16 protein-coding genes are annotated in these 17,331 nt (G+C 49.1%); 5 read left to right on the top strand and 11 right to left on the bottom strand.

Annotated elements, in window-relative coordinates:
• The first annotated feature begins 76 nt into the window (after positions 1 to 76).
• Both relA and mazG read left to right on the top strand, forming a co-directional pair.
• Positions 77 to 2,323, top strand: a complete 2,247-nt coding sequence (gene relA, locus EOPP23_RS17890; protein ID WP_153767367.1) for a GTP diphosphokinase — start codon at positions 77 to 79, stop codon at positions 2,321 to 2,323.
• On the top strand, positions 2,320 to 3,171 hold the full coding sequence (gene mazG / locus EOPP23_RS17885) for a nucleoside triphosphate pyrophosphohydrolase (protein WP_153767366.1): 852 nt from the start codon (positions 2,320 to 2,322) through the stop codon (positions 3,169 to 3,171). Before relA ends, mazG begins: the two co-directional genes overlap by 4 nt.
• Before the next feature lie 50 nt (positions 3,172 to 3,221).
• On the opposite strand, the gene EOPP23_RS17880 is transcribed toward mazG, so the two are convergent.
• The 5 genes from EOPP23_RS17880 to EOPP23_RS17860 form a co-directional block, all read right to left on the bottom strand.
• Positions 3,222 to 4,394, bottom strand: coding sequence for a glutathionylspermidine synthase family protein (locus tag EOPP23_RS17880; protein ID WP_370514812.1), 1,173 nt, complete (start codon positions 4,392 to 4,394; stop codon positions 3,222 to 3,224).
• A 3-nt stretch (positions 4,395 to 4,397) separates the two neighbouring features.
• Positions 4,398 to 4,928 (bottom strand): DUF1190 domain-containing protein, encoded by a 531-nt coding sequence (locus tag EOPP23_RS17875; RefSeq protein WP_153767365.1) that lies wholly within the window; start codon positions 4,926 to 4,928, stop codon positions 4,398 to 4,400.
• 16 nt (positions 4,929 to 4,944) lie between these two features.
• Entirely contained in the window at positions 4,945 to 5,394 is a 450-nt protein-coding gene (locus EOPP23_RS17870; protein WP_228550774.1) for a DUF350 domain-containing protein, read from the bottom strand.
• Positions 5,395 to 5,459: 65 nt separating this feature from the next.
• On the bottom strand, positions 5,460 to 6,368 hold the full coding sequence (gene rarD / locus EOPP23_RS17865; RefSeq protein ID WP_370514810.1) for an EamA family transporter RarD: 909 nt from the start codon (positions 6,366 to 6,368) through the stop codon (positions 5,460 to 5,462).
• A 135-nt stretch (positions 6,369 to 6,503) separates the two neighbouring features.
• Entirely contained in the window at positions 6,504 to 7,034 is a 531-nt protein-coding gene (locus tag EOPP23_RS17860; protein WP_153767364.1) for a hypothetical protein, read from the bottom strand.
• A gap of 197 nt (positions 7,035 to 7,231) precedes the next feature.
• On the opposite strand from EOPP23_RS17860, the gene EOPP23_RS17855 reads away from it, so the two are divergent.
• Positions 7,232 to 8,128 (top strand): hypothetical protein, encoded by an 897-nt coding sequence (locus tag EOPP23_RS17855; protein ID WP_153767363.1) that lies wholly within the window; start codon positions 7,232 to 7,234, stop codon positions 8,126 to 8,128.
• Here EOPP23_RS17855 and EOPP23_RS17850 read toward each other — a convergent pair.
• Both EOPP23_RS17850 and trmJ read right to left on the bottom strand, forming a co-directional pair.
• On the bottom strand, positions 8,102 to 8,518 hold the full coding sequence (locus EOPP23_RS17850) for a GNAT family N-acetyltransferase (RefSeq protein WP_153767362.1): 417 nt from the start codon (positions 8,516 to 8,518) through the stop codon (positions 8,102 to 8,104). The two genes, EOPP23_RS17855 and EOPP23_RS17850, sit on opposite strands and share 27 nt — an antisense overlap.
• Positions 8,508 to 9,245: a tRNA (cytosine(32)/uridine(32)-2'-O)-methyltransferase TrmJ gene (gene trmJ / locus EOPP23_RS17845; protein WP_153767361.1), complete on the bottom strand. Its 738-nt coding sequence runs from the start codon at positions 9,243 to 9,245 to the stop codon at positions 8,508 to 8,510. The genes EOPP23_RS17850 and trmJ overlap by 11 nt, the downstream gene beginning before the upstream one ends.
• Before the next feature lie 192 nt (positions 9,246 to 9,437).
• Between trmJ and cydD the strand changes: the two genes are divergently transcribed.
• Both cydD and cydC read left to right on the top strand, forming a co-directional pair.
• Positions 9,438 to 11,222, top strand: coding sequence for a cysteine/glutathione ABC transporter permease/ATP-binding protein CydD (cydD, locus tag EOPP23_RS17840; RefSeq protein WP_153767360.1), 1,785 nt, complete (start codon positions 9,438 to 9,440; stop codon positions 11,220 to 11,222).
• Positions 11,215 to 12,888 carry a cysteine/glutathione ABC transporter ATP-binding protein/permease CydC gene (cydC, locus tag EOPP23_RS17835; RefSeq protein ID WP_153767359.1) on the top strand — a complete coding sequence of 558 codons (1,674 nt, stop codon included), beginning with the start codon at positions 11,215 to 11,217 and terminating at the stop codon, positions 12,886 to 12,888. The genes cydD and cydC overlap by 8 nt, the downstream gene beginning before the upstream one ends.
• 72 nt (positions 12,889 to 12,960) lie before the next feature.
• On the opposite strand, the gene EOPP23_RS17830 is transcribed toward cydC, so the two are convergent.
• From EOPP23_RS17830 to hmgA, 4 genes are read right to left on the bottom strand one after another with little or no spacing between them, the layout of a single operon-like run.
• A complete protein-coding gene (locus tag EOPP23_RS17830) occupies positions 12,961 to 13,890 on the bottom strand; it encodes a hypothetical protein (RefSeq protein WP_153767358.1) in 930 nt (309 codons plus the stop codon).
• 59 nt (positions 13,891 to 13,949) lie between these two features.
• Positions 13,950 to 14,594 carry a maleylacetoacetate isomerase gene (gene maiA, locus EOPP23_RS17825; protein ID WP_153767357.1) on the bottom strand — a complete coding sequence of 215 codons (645 nt, stop codon included), beginning with the start codon at positions 14,592 to 14,594 and terminating at the stop codon, positions 13,950 to 13,952.
• Positions 14,591 to 15,919, bottom strand: coding sequence for a fumarylacetoacetase (fahA, locus tag EOPP23_RS17820; RefSeq protein ID WP_153767356.1), 1,329 nt, complete (start codon positions 15,917 to 15,919; stop codon positions 14,591 to 14,593). The genes maiA and fahA overlap by 4 nt, the downstream gene beginning before the upstream one ends.
• A 16-nt stretch (positions 15,920 to 15,935) precedes the next feature.
• The gene (gene hmgA / locus EOPP23_RS17815; protein WP_153767355.1) at positions 15,936 to 17,261 is read right to left on the bottom strand and encodes a homogentisate 1,2-dioxygenase; all 1,326 of its coding nucleotides are present in this window, start codon (positions 17,259 to 17,261) and stop codon (positions 15,936 to 15,938) included.
• Positions 17,262 to 17,331 lie beyond the last annotated feature (70 nt).

Genomic DNA, 17,331 nt, shown 5'->3' with positions numbered 1-17,331 from the left:
CAGCGCTCATTGTTGGTTGCTGACATGGTTATCAGCCGGAATGGATGCTAAAGGTATTTGAGAATGGAAAGCTTACATGGTTAAGGTAAGAGAAGATCACCCCATACGTTACGACGGTTCCGTCGATCTGAAGGCCTGGTTACAGCGGCTTTCGGACTCTTTTGGTGTCACTGATACCGACCGTCTGCGTAAAGCCTGTGAATTGAGCCAGCATGTAGAAGATGAAGCCAGGCTGCAGGCTGAAACCGTCTGGCCAACCGGGCCTGGCTGTTTCCGTACCGGTTTGGAGATGGTTGAGATACTGGCTGAGCTGAAGTTGGACTCTGATTCACTGGTGGCTGCGGCGCTTTATCGCGCTGTGCGTGAACGCAAGCTGCCCATGAAAACTGTAGAAGAGCAGTTTGGCGGTACCGTTGCTCACCTGATCAAAGACGTTCAGGGCATGGCTGCCATCAGTACCCTGCTGAACCCGGCCCGCACCAATGTATTGGATCAGTCACAGGATCAGCTGGAAAAAGTCCGTAAGATGCTGGTGTCCATTATCGACGATGTTCGAGTAGCACTGTTGAAACTGGCAGAGCGTACCTGCGCTATTCGTGCCTTGAAAGATGCGGATAAAGACAAGCGTCGTCGTGTTGCGCGGGAAGTCTTTGAAATCTATGCGCCATTGGCACACCGTCTGGGCATTGGTTATATCAAGTGGGAACTGGAAGATCTGTCTTTCCGCTACCTGAACCCTCAGGACTATAAAAAGATAGCCCGCCTGCTCGACGAAAAGCGGACAGACCGAACCCAATATATCGATGGCGTGGTGGAGCAGCTTAAGGCCTCAATGGCAGAAGCCAATATTGACGGTCAGGTCTACGGTCGCGCCAAGCACATCTACAGTATCTGGCGCAAAATGAAGCGCAAGGGGCTGGATTTTCGTGACCTTTATGATATCCGAGCTTTTCGGGTTATCACCAAAGAAGTCCGTGATTGTTATGCGGCGCTGGGTGTTGTTCATTCGCTCTACAATCATATTCCCCAGGAATTTGATGACTATGTAGCGACCCCAAAAGAAAACGGCTATCGCTCTCTTCACACTGCCGTGTTTGGCCCTGAGGGTAAAACGCTGGAAGTGCAGATTCGTACTGAGAATATGCACGAAGAAGCCGAGCTGGGTGTTTGTGCGCACTGGAAGTACAAGGGCACTGACGTTAATACCAAGAGTGACAGCTACGAAGAGAAACTGAACTGGCTTCGTAACGTCATGGAATGGCATGAAGAGCTGGGCGATCTTGGTGGTATTGCCGAAGAGTGGCGTACCGATATTGAGCCGGATCGTATTTATGTCTTTACCAAGGCTGGTCACGTTGTCGATCTGGCTGTGGGCGCAACGCCGATTGATTTTGCTTTCCGTATTCACTCGGAAGTTGGGCAGAAGTGTCGCGGAGCCAAGGTTGCAGGCCGTATCGTTCCGCTGAACCATACCCTTAAAACCGGTGATCAGGTGGAAATTCTTACTTCACCTAATGCTCATCCAAGCCGTGACTGGTTGAACCCGGATCTGGGTTATGTCACGACGAACAGAGCAAGAGCCAAGATTACCAGCTGGCTGAAAAAGCAGGATCGTGACTCCAATATTATTGATGGTAAAGCTCAGCTGGACGCAGAGCTGAAACGTCTGGCGCTGGTTGGCGTTGATTTCCCTGTGCTCCTGCCTAACACGCCGTTCAAGGAAATGGACGACATGTACGCTGCTATCGGTGCGGGCGACTATCGTGTAACTCAGGCGATCTCTCTGGCTCAACGTCAGATGGAACCGGAGGAAGAGGAAGAGTTCAAGGTTCGGACTCGTCCTCGTCAGGAAAAACAGTCGGATAGCACTATTACTATTGATGGTGTTGGTAATCTGTTGACGCAAATGGCGGGTTGCTGTCATCCGGTGCCGGGTGATTCCATTATCGGCTATATCACTGTTGGTCGTGGCGTTACTATTCACCGGGAAGACTGCAGTAATGCGCTGAATCTTCAGGAAACAGAACCGGAACGTCTGATTGAGGTTAGCTGGGGACATTCTCCCGAATACGCCTATCCGGTTGAAGTGCGGGTTACCGCTTATGATCGTTCAGGTCTGATTCGTGATATCACTACGGTGTTAGCCAACGAAAAAGTGAATGTGGTGTCTCTGCTGACCCGTACCAGCAAGGAAGAAAACACGGCGACCATGGTGCTTACTGTGGAAGTGACCAGTTTGCAGCAGTTAAGTACGACACTGACAAAAATTGATCAGCTGTCCAATGTTATTCAGGCCGTTCGTAACCGCAAGGAGCGGACATGACTGATCCGACGTCGGCTGAACATTCATTAAACGATAAGAGCAGTATGGATAAGCTGCTCTATATGATGAATCGCCTCAGGGATCCGGAAACCGGTTGCCCCTGGGATGTGAAACAGGACTTCAGAACCATTGCACCTTTCACCCTGGAAGAAACCTGTGAGGTGCTTGAAGCCATTGCCAATAACGATATGGATAATCTGCGTGAAGAGCTGGGTGACCTGCTGTTTCAGGTGGTTTTTCACGCACAGATGGCCAATGAAGAAGATCTGTTTGATTTCGATCAGGTGGCTAATGGCTTGCTTGAAAAAATGATCAGACGACACCCTCATGTTTTCCCGGATGGTACCCTTGAATCAGTACGCTCAAAGGATGATGCTACAACGTCTGATCAGGTAATCGACAGCTGGCAGGCGATCAAACAGAAAGAAAAACAGGATAAAGGGCAGACGCAGTCTGTTTCTGCGATGCCTGACAAACTTCCGGACTCTCTGCCATCGCTCTCTCGCGCCTACAAACTGCAAAAAGCAGCCACAAAGGTCGGATTTGACTGGGGCGAGTTACTGCCTGTTATTGACAAAATTCAGGAAGAGATTCAGGAAGTAAGAGACGCTGTCGCTGATCAGGAAAGCCAGCAGCGCATTTCAGAAGAAATTGGCGACCTGTTGTTCTCCTGCGTCAATCTGGCGCGACACTTAAAAGTTGATCCGGATATGGCTATGCGACAGGCTAACAATAAGTTTGAAGGCCGGTTCCGGGTCATGGAAACGCTGGCTGAAGCTAACGGAGAAAGCTTTCAGCAGCTGACTCTGGATGAGATGGAAGCTTACTGGCAGCAAAGCAAACAGTAAAAAGGAAATGGTTTACCCGTTTTTATTGTTCCAGACGAGTAAACCATTTTTTAATCCAGAATAATATGAGGTAGAAAACGAGAGCTGTCTTTCGTGATAACACTGCTGTCTTCCCTGATACCAATACCTGCTGAACGATCACCAATGACCCAACTGCCAACCAGTGTGTGGTTACCTCTGAATACCGGTACCGGATGATAAGCCTGCAATATATAACCGCAGTCGCTGTAAGGTCCATCGACAAACTCTGTCTTCTGTCCATGCTGGTAGACAGAAATATTGGCACCTTCCCGGGAAAAGACGGGCTTTTTCACATAGCTGCTGCCAAGTTCGCTGCACTCACTGTCATCTTCAAAATAACTGGGCAACAGGTTGGGGTGGCCTTTGTGCTCTTTCCAAAGCAGTGGCAACATAGCTTTATTGGACAGGATGGATTTCCAGGCGGGTTCTACAAACAGGGTTTCTGAGCTTGTCAGGCTGTTGCCGTATTCTTCCTCAAACATGGATTCCCATGGATAGAGTTTGAACAGGGCAGGAATGCTGTTGCTGTCCAGATCGGTAAACTGGCAACCATCACTTAAACCAATATCTTCGATATGGATAAATCGAGCATCTATACCCGCCTGCACCGCACAGTCACGGAAATATTCAACGGTGCCAAAATCTTCTGCACTGTCACGGCAACTGGCCAGATACAGAGGTTGCTCTTTCAGATGGCGTTTCTTTAAACACACCAGAGTTTCAATCAACATTTCCTGAATGATATTGAACTGGTCGGCAGCAACTGGCAGCTTTCCGCGACTGATCATTTGTTCCAGCCATAACCACTGAAAGAAAGCTGACTCGTAGAGTGAAGTTGGCGTGTCGGCATTGTACTCATAGAGCTTTGCAGCAGAGTGACCGTCGTAAGCAAAGTCCATTCGGCCATATAAGTGTTGGTCTTTTCTCTGCCAGGAGTCACGAACCAGGTCCCACTGTTGTCTCGGGATGCGCAACTGAGTCAGCATCTGCTCGGACTGTATGGCTTTCGCCACAAGCTCGAGACACATCTGGTGAAGTTCTTCCGTGGGTGACTCAATATCCCGTTCGATCTGTTTCAGGCTGAATTGATAGTAAGCAGACTCATCCCAATAAGCAGCACCGTCAATAGTATGAAAGTGAAAGCCAAGGGACTCTGCGGTCTTTTTCCAGCCCGCTCTGGGTATTGCTGTCACCCGTTTCACTGATCAGCCACCCCAACTGCTTCGGGATGATGATTTACTGCCAAAGCCACCGCGACTCATGGTGCGGGTTTTGGTCGAAGGCTCGGTGGTTCTATATTTGGGTACTTTCCTGCGTCCGTAACTGGAGTAGCCATTACCGCCTACATCTTCGTAGTCACCAGTGACATAGTCGCCATCGTCGCTGAGGTAGAGTGGCACAACAGTGAAGGCCATGCCGCTGTTTCTGGCTTCCTGGGTCGCCAGCATATAGCCTTCCATGGTGGGAATGTATTCTTCATTGGTCTGCCACTGACAGGTGGAACCAAAATCATCAAAACAATCAGCGTAATATTTGTATTTGGGGGCTGTCGTCTGATGAATATTGACGGCTGTTTTGTAGTCAGAAACACAGATCTCTTTACTGAGTTGGCTATCCATTGAACACTGATTATCATCACGATACACCAGTACATCTTCCTTGGGACCGCCACAGCCGATCAGAGCCAGAGGTGTTATACCCAGCAGGCTCAGCTGGAGCTTTTTGGAACGTTTCATATCACTGTGCTCCCAATCAGTAAGTCAGACTGGCAGCATTAAGCAGACCGGCAGCAATGGAGACAGCGCCCAGCCAGATACCGGAAGCTATTTCATCGTTGCTGATACGTTCGGAAATCTTCGGCATAAACAGGCGCAGGGTAAAGAATGCAGAGAGCTGTACTACTAGAGCAACGGCACCCCAAATAGCCATATCCGCCAGATCAACCGAGTTTTCAATAACACTGGCCAGTGGCAGGACAAAACCAATCAGGCTGCCAGCAAAGGCAATAGCCGCCGCTGATTTGTTTTCCTTGATCAGTTGCAGTTCTTTATGGGGCGTAATAGTGGTGTAGATCAGGATATAAAGCCCGGACAGTGCCAGAGCAGTGGCAAAATAAGCCAGGAAAAGAGGCACTCCGGCCAAGTATTCAGTGATTTCCAGCATGACAGGATCCGTTTCAGCCAGAATGATGTCAGGAAACATCACTCTGTCGTTTTTATTGGAGTGCGCAAGGATACTGGAAATTCCTTAAGCACTGAATAAAAAAATCAGCTGCCAGCTGCTTGTGTAGATGTTTTTGCTTTTAATGTTCGATAGCTGTCCCAGGTGAAAATAGCCAGTGCCAGCCAGATCAGACCAAAGGTGATGATACGAGCCTGATTCACCTCTTCGCCGAAAATAAAGACACCCACCAGAAATGAGATGGAAGGGCCAAGATATTGCAGAATACCCACAGAGGTTAGGGTTAAACGTTTAGCAGCAACGTTGAACAGAACCAGCGGCACAGTCGTCACCAGTCCTGCCAGTGCCAGCAACAGGCTCAGCTGAGGGGTATCAAAACTGAAGCTGTAGTCTCCGGTTTGATAGAGCCAGAAGAAATAGCCCAGTGTTGCCGGTAGTAATAAGATAGTTTCTACGGTCAAACCTGTAGCGGCAGCCACAGGAATATGTTTTCTCAGCAAACCGTAAAAACCAAAGGTGCCAGCTACCGCAAAAGCAACCCAGGGAATGCTGCCCAGCAGCCAGATTTGTAGAACAACGGCAAAAGCGGCTATACCAACAGCGATCATTTTTAAAGGACTGAGCTTTTCACTGAGAAACAGATAACCCAGGAAAATATTCAACAGTGGATTAATGAAATAGCCAAGACTGGTTTCCAGAATACGGTCGTTGGCGACCCCCCAGATAAAGGTCAGCCAGTTTCCAGCAATCAGAATGGACGACAGCATCAGTAAGCCTAAAACCTTTGGGTTGGTAAAGACGGTTTTAAGTTGTGACAACTGGCCGGTAAATTTCAGCAGTGGCAGCAGTAGCAGCACTGACCAGAATACCCTGTGACCCAGTACTTCCAGTGAAGGTACAGAATCCAGCAGCTTAAAATAGATGGGTACCAGACCCCAGATGGAAAAAGCCAGTACTCCAGGCAACAGGCCTGAAGGCTCCTTGGTTGTTGTCACAAACACTCCATTAATACGAATATGAGTTTGCCAATGGCAAAACGGTCAATAATGCCTGACTTTTCTGAAGAGAGAAATCTAAGTTTGAAAAACCGGGCAGCTAATTGTTTGTGCCCGGTGGTAGGGGAGAAACGCTTATAAAATAGTGCAGAAACCTGTGATTCTTTCGCATACATTTTGTTGGCGCGGCAAGGGTTGCTGTGCCTGTTGCAGTCTTCTTTCTTCTGCCTGACTTCTTTTATGCTCATCTTTGTTCATAAAATCCAACAGGTTTTTTTCTGCGACGGTGTATAGCCTCACAACTTGTTGTTTATAAAGCTCAATATTGTCTCCGGCCCCAGTTTTAATCATTTGGATGAGGTCATCTGCCGATGTGCCTGGCATGTCTTGATCATCATCACAGGCCGAGTTCAGGTAAGCAGGCAGATAGTTTTTAATAGCTGCCTCACGACTTCTTATCGTTCTTGCTTCATCATCGGTAAAGGGCGCTCTGGTTACAGGATTGTGTTGCAATTGTTTTGCTGCGTTACTCATACAGTAAACATGAAAGCAATGACTGCCAGTGTAAAATTCAGCGGGTCCATTATAAATAAAATCGTTCTCATCCCACTGAGCACTGGGTTTGAGGTTAAGTAGACAAATATCGCAAGTTTTATCCGTTAACATTTTTTCCTATCTCCATAGATGTTGATTCACCTTGGAGTTTTTATGTTTAAAAGGGTTCACTTTTACGACTGACAGAGTGGTTAGGGTGACTAACTGCGGCGAGAGATTTATGACATTACTGTGACAATAAAGTCATTTTTCTGAAGAACCAGTACCTTCAGTCGAAGCAAATATCTATGTAATACAGGTATTTGTAAATGTTGAAGTATCTTTGCTTTTTCTTTTTATCGTTCTCTCTTAGTGCTGCGGCTGAAAAACAGTCTGTCTATAAAGTGGCCATTATTGATCGGTTTTTTCCTGTTTCTCTCAGTTTTGATAATGAAGAAGATAAAGCAGAAAAAGGCTGGATGTACGGACTGCTGGACCTTGATAATGATGATCATAAAGAACCGATCTATCATGGCGATCTGGTTCGGCTGATTGCTGCTCACCCGGGTATTACCTTTATCAGTTATCCGATTCTGGATGGCTGGAACCCCATGAAAGCGATTCGATCAAACCTGCAAATTATTCTTGATCGTTACCCCAAGCAGACACTTGATGCTCTGATTTTGTCCTGGGAATCTTCCACGCTGATCAGTGCTTTTGAAAAGCCGCTAAGACTTGAACGTGCGGATTATTATAAATCTGTCGTTGAAACCATGGGCAGACAATATCCAGTCTGGCAGACCACCTACGACATTATTCTGCTGTTGCAGCAGCTGTCAGCAAAAGGTGTCAGGGTTTACACCATTGCTGGCAATGGCGGTCGCAATATGGTGAATACGTTTTCTTTTGCCAAAGGTGTGACAACGGTCGGTGCAGCTGAGCCGGAGCTCAGCCACTTTGTTGCCAATAACCCGTTTGTTGATGTTTATGCCCAGGCGGCCTGGCAGCCCGTTCGAGTGAATAACGCTAAGGGCAAGGCTATTGGTTATGATTTGAATGGTGACAAGTGCGTGGATATTCCCTTATCCAAGCTGACCGGCCTTGGTAAAGAGGGGGAGTTGCCCAACCGACCATGGCCGATGCTGAAAGGCTCTTCTTTTGCGGCACCGGCCGCCCTAAGAAAAGCACTGTTCAAAGGACTAGCGCTGACTGAATGCCATCAGTAGAAAGCTTTCGCCTTTGTTTCGGTAATTCTCAAAGGGAACGGCGATATCTTCTGGCACCTGATCAGTTTCTTGCAGTGAGAAGCCGGTATTTTCATAAAAGCTTTGCAGGTGCGGGTAGGGATAACACCAGCAGTCACTGTTCAGTCGTTTCAGGGCCTTCTCAGTCAAGAGACTGCCAAGACCTTCACCTCTCCGGTTAATAGCTACCCAGACACTGCGTAACAGATAACCCTGTTTTTTTGGGCAGGCTCGCAGGGCGGCAACAATATTGCCATTGTCCCTGAGTATCAGAACCCGCTCATCAGAGCGGGCTTTACCCTTGTGGCCATTGGCTTTAAAGAAGCGGTTAGCCAGAGGGAACTGAACGCTGTCCAGTTCTTCAAGGATCATTTCTGGCCTTCTTCTGGACGGCACCAAGAATGCCTCTGAGCATATTTAGCTCTTTGGTATCCGGTCTGGCTTTATTAAACAGTTTTCGCAGTCGGGTCATCACCAGACCGGGATGAGTCTTGATGATGAAGTCGATATCGTTAAGTGTCTCTTCCAGATGCTCGTAGAAGTACTCCAGCTCCCGTGTCAGCGGGTATTCCTGTTCCTCATCTTCATTCACAGCTTTGCTGTCAGTGCGAAGACTGCTTTTACGAATCTCGTAACAGAGGATCTGAATGGCAGAAGCCACATTGAGAACCGGGTACTCAGGGTTAGCATCGATGGAGACATGATAGTGACACTTCTCCAGTTCCTGATTCGTCAGCCCCATGGTTTCCTGGCCAAACACCAGCGCTACCGGACAGTTTTCAGCTTCAGCGACCAGCTTGTCGGTTGCGGCTTCAGCCTCCAGCATCGGGCGGGTAAAGGTATGAGAGCGACTGCGGGCACTGGTGCCAATAACCATGGAACAGTCGGCAATGGCATCATCCAGTGTTGCAAAGACTCTAGCGCTTTCCAGAACATCCTGAGCACCTGCGGCCATGGATTCCGCTTCTGGTGCCGGGAATCGTTGCGGAGTCACCAGGCAGAGATCGTTCAGCCCCATGGTTTTCATGGCTCTGGCTGCGGAACCGATATTGCCCGGATGGAAGGTATTAATCAGAATGATGCGAATATTGGTTAACATCTTGCTCGCACGATACCTTGAATGCTAAAAACCACCCATTATACGGCGAGATAACGGCGCTGAATATGTTTGTTTAATCGCCAGCAGCTACAGGTTAAAGCCTCTGCAATCTAATGGGGGCGTAAAGGCCATAGAGTAGAGCTGGCACCGCTGCTAGAATGCCGTTTTTATCGTCGTATTCATCTCTTCTCTATGAGTCAATCTTCTGAAAAGCAGGCCTATCGCTGGATAATGGCGCAGACTGCACCTGCCCGAAAGTGGCTGATGGCTGCAGTCGCACTGGGTTTTTGTACCGGACTGCTGTTTATTGCCCAGGCTGCGGTGCTGGCCAGTATTATCTATAAGCTGGTGATGCTTTCTGTGCCTTTGTCGGAGCTGACGCTCTTTTTTGTTGCTGCCGGAATACTGATTGTCGCCAGAGCTTTATGCCAATGGGGGCGAGAGCAGGTAGCCTGCAGGGCTGGTATTGAAGTGCGACAGATCATTCGCGCAGCCATTCTTACTCGGCTACAGCAGATGGGGCCGGTCACCATTGCTTCCAGACCTGCCGGCAGCTGGTCCACCATGCTGGTGGAACAGGTCGATGAGCTTCACGACTTTGTTGCCCGTTATCTTCCCCAGATGGCGCTGGCGGTTGTGATTCCTCTGGCTATTTTGCTGGTGGCCCTTCCTCTGAACTGGGCGGCGGCGGTTATCTTTTTGGTGACAGCGCCGCTGGTGCCCATCTTTATGGCAATGGTTGGACTGAAAGCGGCCAGTGCCAATAGAAAGAATTTTCAGGCGCTGGAACGACTCGGCGGTTTTTTTCTTGATCGCTTAAAAGGTATGGAAACGTTGCGACTGTTTCAGCGTGGTCAGTACGAACACGAGTCGTTGAAATACGCCAGCGAAGACTTCCGGATCAAAACCATGCAGGTGCTGAAGCTGGCTTTTCTGTCATCAACGGTTCTGGAATTTTTTGCCTCTGTCTCCATCGCAGTGCTGGCCGTCTATCTGGGTATGAGTTTTCTGGGGTATCTGGAATTCGGCAGTTATGGTGAAGGCGTCACCCTGTTTACCGGATTGTTTTTACTGTTGCTGGCGCCTGAGTTCTATCAGCCTCTGCGTGACTTGGGTACTCATTACCACGCCAAAGCGAAAGCGGTGGGAGCCAGTGAGTTGATACTGGAGTTTCTTGAATCGACGGAAAACACTGAGACTGTAAGCCGTTCTACCGGCTCGGAATCTCTTAACTCTAAAATCATCAGTATTGAAGCTCATAAGCTGAGCGTTACAACATGTGCAGATAGTAAACAGCTACTGTCTGATATCAGCTTCGCGATTCAACCCGGGCAGAAGGTTGCGATTATCGGCTCGAGTGGTGCCGGTAAAACCACGCTGTTGAATACTCTTGTGGGTTTTCACCCTTATCAAGGACAGTTGTCTATTGATGGACAAGAATTAAGCGCTATCCAGCCAAACCTGTGGCGCAAACAGATAGCCTGGCTGGGGCAGCAGCCTTTGATTATCCATGGCACCCTGTTTGAAAACGTAGCCTTTGGCCGTGACCTGACTGAACAGCAGGTGATGGCAGCGCTGGAAAAGGCTCAGGCTCTGGATATTGTTGAACGATTGCCTGAGGGTTTGAACAGCCCGTTACAGGAACAGGGGGGCAATCTGTCGGTGGGACAGGCTCAGCGTGTAGCTCTGGCGAGAGCTATTGCTGAACCGGTAGCCCTGTTGATTCTTGATGAGCCAACCGCCAGTCTCGACAGAGAAAGCGAGCGTCAGGTGCTTTCGGCTCTTGATCGCATTTCGAAAAACTGTACGACCATCACGGTGACTCACCGGTTGCACCAGATCAGCGACATGGATCAGATACTGATGCTGGAGCAGGGACGTCTTGTTGCGGCAGGTTCTCCAAAGGAACTGGCAGAGAACTCTTCGGTCTACCAGAACTTTGTCAGAGAGCTGGCAGGGAGTTTTGACAATGCGTGAGCTTCTGCCGTTTATACGACTATTTCCCCGCCATGCTGGTGGTTTGACGGCAGGCATACTGCTGGCCTTTGTCACTATTCTATTCAGCCTCTCTTTGCTGGCGCTGTCAGGCTGGTTTATTACTGCGACTGCTCTGGCAGGAATGACGCTCGCTACTGCCCAGATGTTTGACTTTTTTTCACCGGGAGCGGGTGTTCGGGGCTTTGCCATTGGTCGAACAGCTGCCCGTTATTTTGAAAGACTGGTCAGTCACGATGCAACGTTTAAACTGCTGGCACATTTACGAAGCTGGCTTTTTAAGCGGCTATTGCCGTTACCGTTGAGCCGGCTGAAGAGTTACCGAAAGGCAGACTTGCTGAATCGGCTGGTGGCAGACGTGGATGCGCTGGATCAACTTTACCTGCGCATGCTCAGCCCTGTCGTGTCGGCATTGCTGGTAACAGGATTATTGCCGTTAGGGCTGTCATTGTTTAGTCCGATACTGGCTAAAGCCGCATTTATCCTGCTGGTCTTCTGGCTGGTTTTGCTCCCCATTCTCTTTTATCGAAAAGGTTACCGTGCTGCCCGACAGTCTGGCTTGATGACAGCCCGGTTGCGACAGCGGGTACTGGATTACCTTCAGGCCATGGCGGATCTGGAGATATACGGCAGCGAGGCCAGTATCAGACAGGGTATTCTCGACGCGGAATCAGAGCTTTATAAAAACCAGCAGCAGCTGGCCAGGCTGGATGGTCTTGCTTCCGCGCTGTTAGCACTGGCTGCAGGCGTCAGCAGTCTGATTATGCTCTATCTGGCAGCTGGCGAGTTTCAGCAAGAGTCGGTCACTGCCCCTGTGATGGTATTAAGTGTGTTTGCTGTACTGGCCGCTTTTGAAGCGATTATGCCGTTACCTGCTGCTTTTCAGTTTCTGGGGCATACCCGTTTAGCCGCGAGTCGCCTGAATGAAGTACTGGAGGAACAGCCTGTTCAATACGGTCAGGCAATGCAGGAATCGGTATCTGCGCCAGAAATCAGTTTTGCGAATGTGTCGTTCAGTTATGGGCAAGATCTGCCGGACATTCTGAACCGGTTTAATCTCACGATTCCTGCGGGTCACCATGTAGCGGTTGTGGGTAGGACAGGGTCGGGTAAATCAACACTGATTAACCTGCTGTTGCGACAGTTAGAGCCTGCAGCGGGCTCGATTTCACTGGCGGGTGTACCGGTATCCGAATTTACCGAGTCATCCCTCTATTCGACAATTGCCGTCATTCCCCAGAAGACCCATGTCTTCAGTGACACCTTGAGAAATAACCTGTTACTGGCCAGACCGGGAGCCAGCGATCGACAGTTGCTGGATGTCATCGATGCTACTGGGCTGAATGCTCTCAATGTGGAAGAGGGGGGAACGCTACTGGATCTCTGGCTGGGAGAGGCTGGTGTGCCTTTGTCAGGCGGTGAGCAGCGACGGTTGGCCGTAGCCAGAGCGTTGTTGAAAGACAGTCCGGTACTGGTAATGGATGAAGCCAGTGAAGGGTTGGATCCGATCAGTGAAGAACAACTTATCAGTCAGGTTCTTGAACAGTACCGGAAACGTACGTTGATTATGATCAGTCACCAAAAGCAATTTCTTGATCAGATGGATCAGGTTGTTAATATTGATCAGTCAGTGCATAGGTACACGTGATCGAATGTTAGATTGTCATTTTCCCGCCGTAGGCGGGAAAATGACAGATGAATTCATCTATCCGGGTATTTATCAGGGCGTGGGTTCTTCACTGTCGTAGATTTCAGGTGGAGTGCTTGGCTCCGGGTTTTGAGGGTCAAAATGTATCAGCCAGTCAGTGTCAGCGACTTCCGTCTTTGGCTGGTGCTGCTGAGAGACGGCAGTAAGCAACTCAAAGGCATTGACCGGTTTTTTGAACAGTTTGCCAACGGGAAGTCTGCTGTCGGGTACTTTTGCTATGCAGCTCTTCAGAAGGTCAAGCTTCTCGCTGGTGGTGTATTTGCCAATATGACTTCTTAGATAATCCTGGTTGTTTTCTGTCAGGCTTTTGAGTTGGTCCTGTATCTGGTTCAGCGACCACTCGGGGTGTTCGGAGATTTTAGTGTGAAGAAATCCTGCCAGGGCTTCATCCTCCGGATTGCCACTGTCCCAGTTTCCCAGTATATCCAGTGCCTGATTACGGTTATCAGGCGATGGGACTTCATAAAAGTTAAGTAACTGGATCAGTTCAATGGCTAATTCTGCAGCCTGATTTCTATTAATTCCCCGGTCGCTAAAAGACTCCATCAGCCAGGGCAGCATTTCTGACATCAGAAAGTCCTCCTGAATAGGAAGGTCGTTACTCAGACACCATTGGGCAAATTGCAGCGGGTCCAGCTTCCAGAGATCCAGTGCCAGACGCTCGCGGCCTGCCAATTCTGAATCAGACACTGGCCGGTCAAGGCCAGAGGCTTTTACACATCGAACCAGTTTACAGGCTCTGATACTTCGGTCATGAATAGGTTTAGAGCTCAATACGCCCAGGCTTCGTAGATAGTTAACGAGCTGCTTGAAAGATCTGATACTGCGGCCAAAGACTGTTGCAGGGGGAGATTCTGCAGCCGTTTGCGCACCTTCCATGGAAATATCAGGAATTGTCTGTTGGCGAATATGTTCAAGACAGCTTTGCTGAGCAGGAGTCACAGAAGTCCCCATTCCTGTTTTAATGCCATAGAGTCAATATCGTTCAAGTACCAGCGGACTCAAGCGGGTGTTGATAAAACTGGTTTATCTGGCTGTTGATCGGGGTGAGCTTTTATAAACGCTGTCCGCTGGTTACAGTGCTCATAGATAGCCATGATCTTCGGGAATCCGGACATATCAAGGTCAAACCTGAGTGCGTTATACACCTGAGGAATCAGGCATATATCGGCCAGAGTCGGTGATGTGCCGAGACAAAACTGTCTTCCTTGTAATTGCTTTTCGAGAACCTGAAAACTGGTTTCAAGCCAGTGGTGATACCAGTTCTTTTTCACCTCATCACTCAGTTGAGCAGGGTCGGTTAAATAGTTGAGAACTCTCAGGTTATTAAGAGGGTGAGTATCGCAGGCCAGCAGGTAAGCAAGGCTTCGGCATTTTGCTCTCAGGACAGGCGCTTCGGGCAACAGAGAGACAGATGGATGCTCTTCTTCAAGGTATTCGATGATCGCCAGGCTCTGGATCAGTATCTGATTATCTATCTCCAGTGCTGGTACCAGCATCTGAGGGTTGATGCGCTGATATTGTTCTGAGGTTTGCTGGCCGTGAAGCAGGTCAATTCCTTCAATCTCGTAATCGAGTTTTTTAAGGTTCAGTGCGATTCGTACACGATAAGCCGCAGAAGAGCGATAGTAGCTGTACAGCTTCATTGTGCCGCTCCACTGATGATCTGAGCCGGAAGCACCGTTGCCCTGACTTCGCCAAAACCTATTCTTGCCCTTCCGGCCGTTTCACACCAGCCGCGCATAATGATGGTATCGCCATCGTTCAGGAATCTGCGTTCCTCGCCATTACCCAGATTAATAGACTGCTTGCCGCCTTTGGTCAGCTCTAGCAGGGAACCAGCCTCTTCAAACTCCGGGCCGGACTGTGTGCCTGTTCCCAGCAGGTCACCGGTTTGAAGATTGCAGCCGTTACTGGCGTGATGGGTCACCATTTGTGCCGCGGTCCAGTAGGAATGTCTGAAGCTGGATTGAGAAAGCTGTTCAGTTTCAGAGTCTTTCATCTGCGATGTTTGCAGAGCTACCGCTAACTGAATATCCAGACTGCCCTGAGCAGAGTTTTTATCCGAAGACAGGTAAGGAAGCGGTGAAGGATCATCAGTCGGCCTGGTGTATCTGGTTCTGAACGGTGCCAGAGCTTCCATAGTGACTATCCAGGGCGAAATGGTTGAGGCAAAACTCTTGGCCAGAAAGGGTCCCAGAGGCTGGTACTCCCAGGCCTGCATATCTCTTGCTGACCAGTCGTTTAGAAGGCATAGACCGAAGATATGTTGCTCGGATGAATCAATAGCAATGGTTGAGCCAGCGTTGTTTTCAGGACCAATAAAAATACCCATTTCCAACTCATAATCCAGTCGCTGGCAGGGGCCGAAAGAAGGCACTTCCGCATCCGGCTTTTTAGTTTGTCCTGTCGGGCGATGGAAATCTGTGCCGCTGATGGCTATGGATGATGCACGACCATGATAGCCAATAGGCAGCCATTTATAGTTAGGCAGCAAAGGGTTATCCGGTCTGAACAGTGAGCCAACAGCGGTAGCGTGGTGAATGGAAGAGTAGAAGTCGGTGTAATCACCAATAGAACATGGCAGTTTGAATTCTGCTTTTGACTGAGGTGACAGGCAGTTCTCTAGCAGCTTTTCATGGCCTGAACCCTTAGTGAATAGTTCAGATAATGCTTGTCTTAAAGCGGACCAGTTGTTTTGTCCGGCCGCCATAAAAGGGTGCAGTGAGTCGCTCTGACACAGAGATAAAGCGTCGGCGGCTTTTCTGGTCACCAGATTAGTGACTTTTAGTTTCTGAAGATCAATAATCTGATCACCAAGAGCGACACCGCAGCGGAAATATTCAGCACTGTCTGCCTCCCTGAAAACAGCAAAAGGCAGGTTTTGAATTGGGAAGTCGGTAGACTTGTCATTGGCAGACGAAAGCCAGCTTTTCAGGTCTGGATTATGGGTATTGTTTAATTCCATCATTATTCATCCAGTGTCTTTATTTGTTAATGGAAAACTGGCGCGCTAAACTCTGCCAGCAATCATTGTAATCTTTCTGTCGGTTGGGGCTGTTCAATGCAGAACGAGTCACCGAATAGGGATAACGGGACTCAAACATAAATGCCATGGTGTCTTTGTACTGCACCGGTTTGAGTTCAGCATTACTGGCTTTGGTAAATACCCCGGCTTCTGGTCCGTGAGGCGTAAAGGCATTATGGAGGCTGGCTCCGCCCGGCAGAAAACCTTGCTCTTTGGCGTCGTACTGCCCCTGAATCAGCCCCATAAATTCGCTCATGATATTGCGATGGAACCAGGGCGGGCGAAAGGTGTTTTCAGCCACCATCCAGCGAGGCGGGAAAATAACGAAATCGAGATTGGCGACACCAGGGGTATCCGATTTTGATGTGAGTACCGTAAAGATGGAGGGATCCGGGTGATCGTAGCTCACCGTATTGATGACATTAAAGCGAGAGAGATCGTATTTATAGGGAGCTGAGTTACCCACCCATGCCACCACATCCATAGGAGAGTGGCTCATTTCACTGCGAAAAAACTGGCCATTGAATTTGGTAATACATTCAAACTGACCAGAGACGTCTTCATAACAGGCGACGGGGTATTGAAAATCACGATCGTTGGCGAAACCATTGGCACCTACGGGGCCACGCTCGGGCAGTGTCAGTGGCGAACCGTGATTTTCGCAGATGTAACCTGAAGCAGGCTTATCAGCAGTGTCACCAGACATACCAATAGAAAGGTTAATGCTGAATTTTACACCTCTTGGAATAACCAGAATTTCACCCGGCACTGCTTCAAGCTTGCCCATTTCGGTTGTGGTGTTCAGTTGCCCTTGTTGGGGAACAATGACCATTTCAGCATCAGCATTGCTGAAGCTTTGTTTGTTCATGCTTTTTGTGGCGCAATATCGGTGGATAGCGGTGCCGGATAGGCCCGTCTGCCCGTTGATGGCATAGGTAGTGATGCTCTCGATAAAGTTGAGAGGGTTTTCGGTTTCAGGGTAAGGATTCCAGCGTAAAGCCTGAGGCGTGATGACCGTATCGGCATGGATGGCTGATTGAAAATGAGGGAAATCGGCGGGCTGATAGTCGCTCTGTTTTACTGACGGCTGAATTCGATAGAGCCAGGTTCTGCGGTTATCTGCCCTTGGTGCAGTAAACGCTGTGCTGGAAAACTGTTCGGCATAAAGCCCGTAGGCTACTTTTTGTGGGCTGAAACAACCTTTCGGTAGCGCGCCGTCAATGGCTTCTGTTTCATGCTCATTACCAAAACCATTCAGGTAATCGAGTTGAGTTGTGTCCGTCATAGAGGTAGTCCGCTGGCTGACACCTCCCATACTGCCGGGGCGGTTAAATAGGATACTGGTTAATTATTAG

The sequence above is a fragment of the Endozoicomonas sp. OPT23 genome, assembly GCF_009653635.1.
GTDB lineage: Bacteria > Pseudomonadota > Gammaproteobacteria > Pseudomonadales > Endozoicomonadaceae > Endozoicomonas_A.
This window is presented reverse-complemented; position numbering and strand designations above follow the sequence as displayed.

Coding starts and splice junctions, on each gene's coding strand:
- EOPP23_RS17870 (WP_228550774.1), bottom strand. CDS start 5,394: ATGTTTCCTGACATCATTCTGGCTGAAACGGATCCTGTCATGCTGGAA.
- maiA (WP_153767357.1), bottom strand. CDS start 14,594: ATGAAGCTGTACAGCTACTATCGCTCTTCTGCGGCTTATCGTGTACGA.
- trmJ (WP_153767361.1), bottom strand. CDS start 9,245: ATGTTAACCAATATTCGCATCATTCTGATTAATACCTTCCATCCGGGC.
- fahA (WP_153767356.1), bottom strand. CDS start 15,919: ATGATGGAATTAAACAATACCCATAATCCAGACCTGAAAAGCTGGCTT.
- mazG (WP_153767366.1), top strand. CDS start 2,320: ATGACTGATCCGACGTCGGCTGAACATTCATTAAACGATAAGAGCAGT.
- EOPP23_RS17850 (WP_153767362.1), bottom strand. CDS start 8,518: ATGATCCTTGAAGAACTGGACAGCGTTCAGTTCCCTCTGGCTAACCGC.
- relA (WP_153767367.1), top strand. CDS start 77: ATGGTTAAGGTAAGAGAAGATCACCCCATACGTTACGACGGTTCCGTC.
- cydD (WP_153767360.1), top strand. CDS start 9,438: ATGAGTCAATCTTCTGAAAAGCAGGCCTATCGCTGGATAATGGCGCAG.
- hmgA (WP_153767355.1), bottom strand. CDS start 17,261: ATGACGGACACAACTCAACTCGATTACCTGAATGGTTTTGGTAATGAG.
- EOPP23_RS17855 (WP_153767363.1), top strand. CDS start 7,232: ATGTTGAAGTATCTTTGCTTTTTCTTTTTATCGTTCTCTCTTAGTGCT.
- EOPP23_RS17875 (WP_153767365.1), bottom strand. CDS start 4,928: ATGAAACGTTCCAAAAAGCTCCAGCTGAGCCTGCTGGGTATAACACCT.
- cydC (WP_153767359.1), top strand. CDS start 11,215: ATGCGTGAGCTTCTGCCGTTTATACGACTATTTCCCCGCCATGCTGGT.
- EOPP23_RS17860 (WP_153767364.1), bottom strand. CDS start 7,034: ATGTTAACGGATAAAACTTGCGATATTTGTCTACTTAACCTCAAACCC.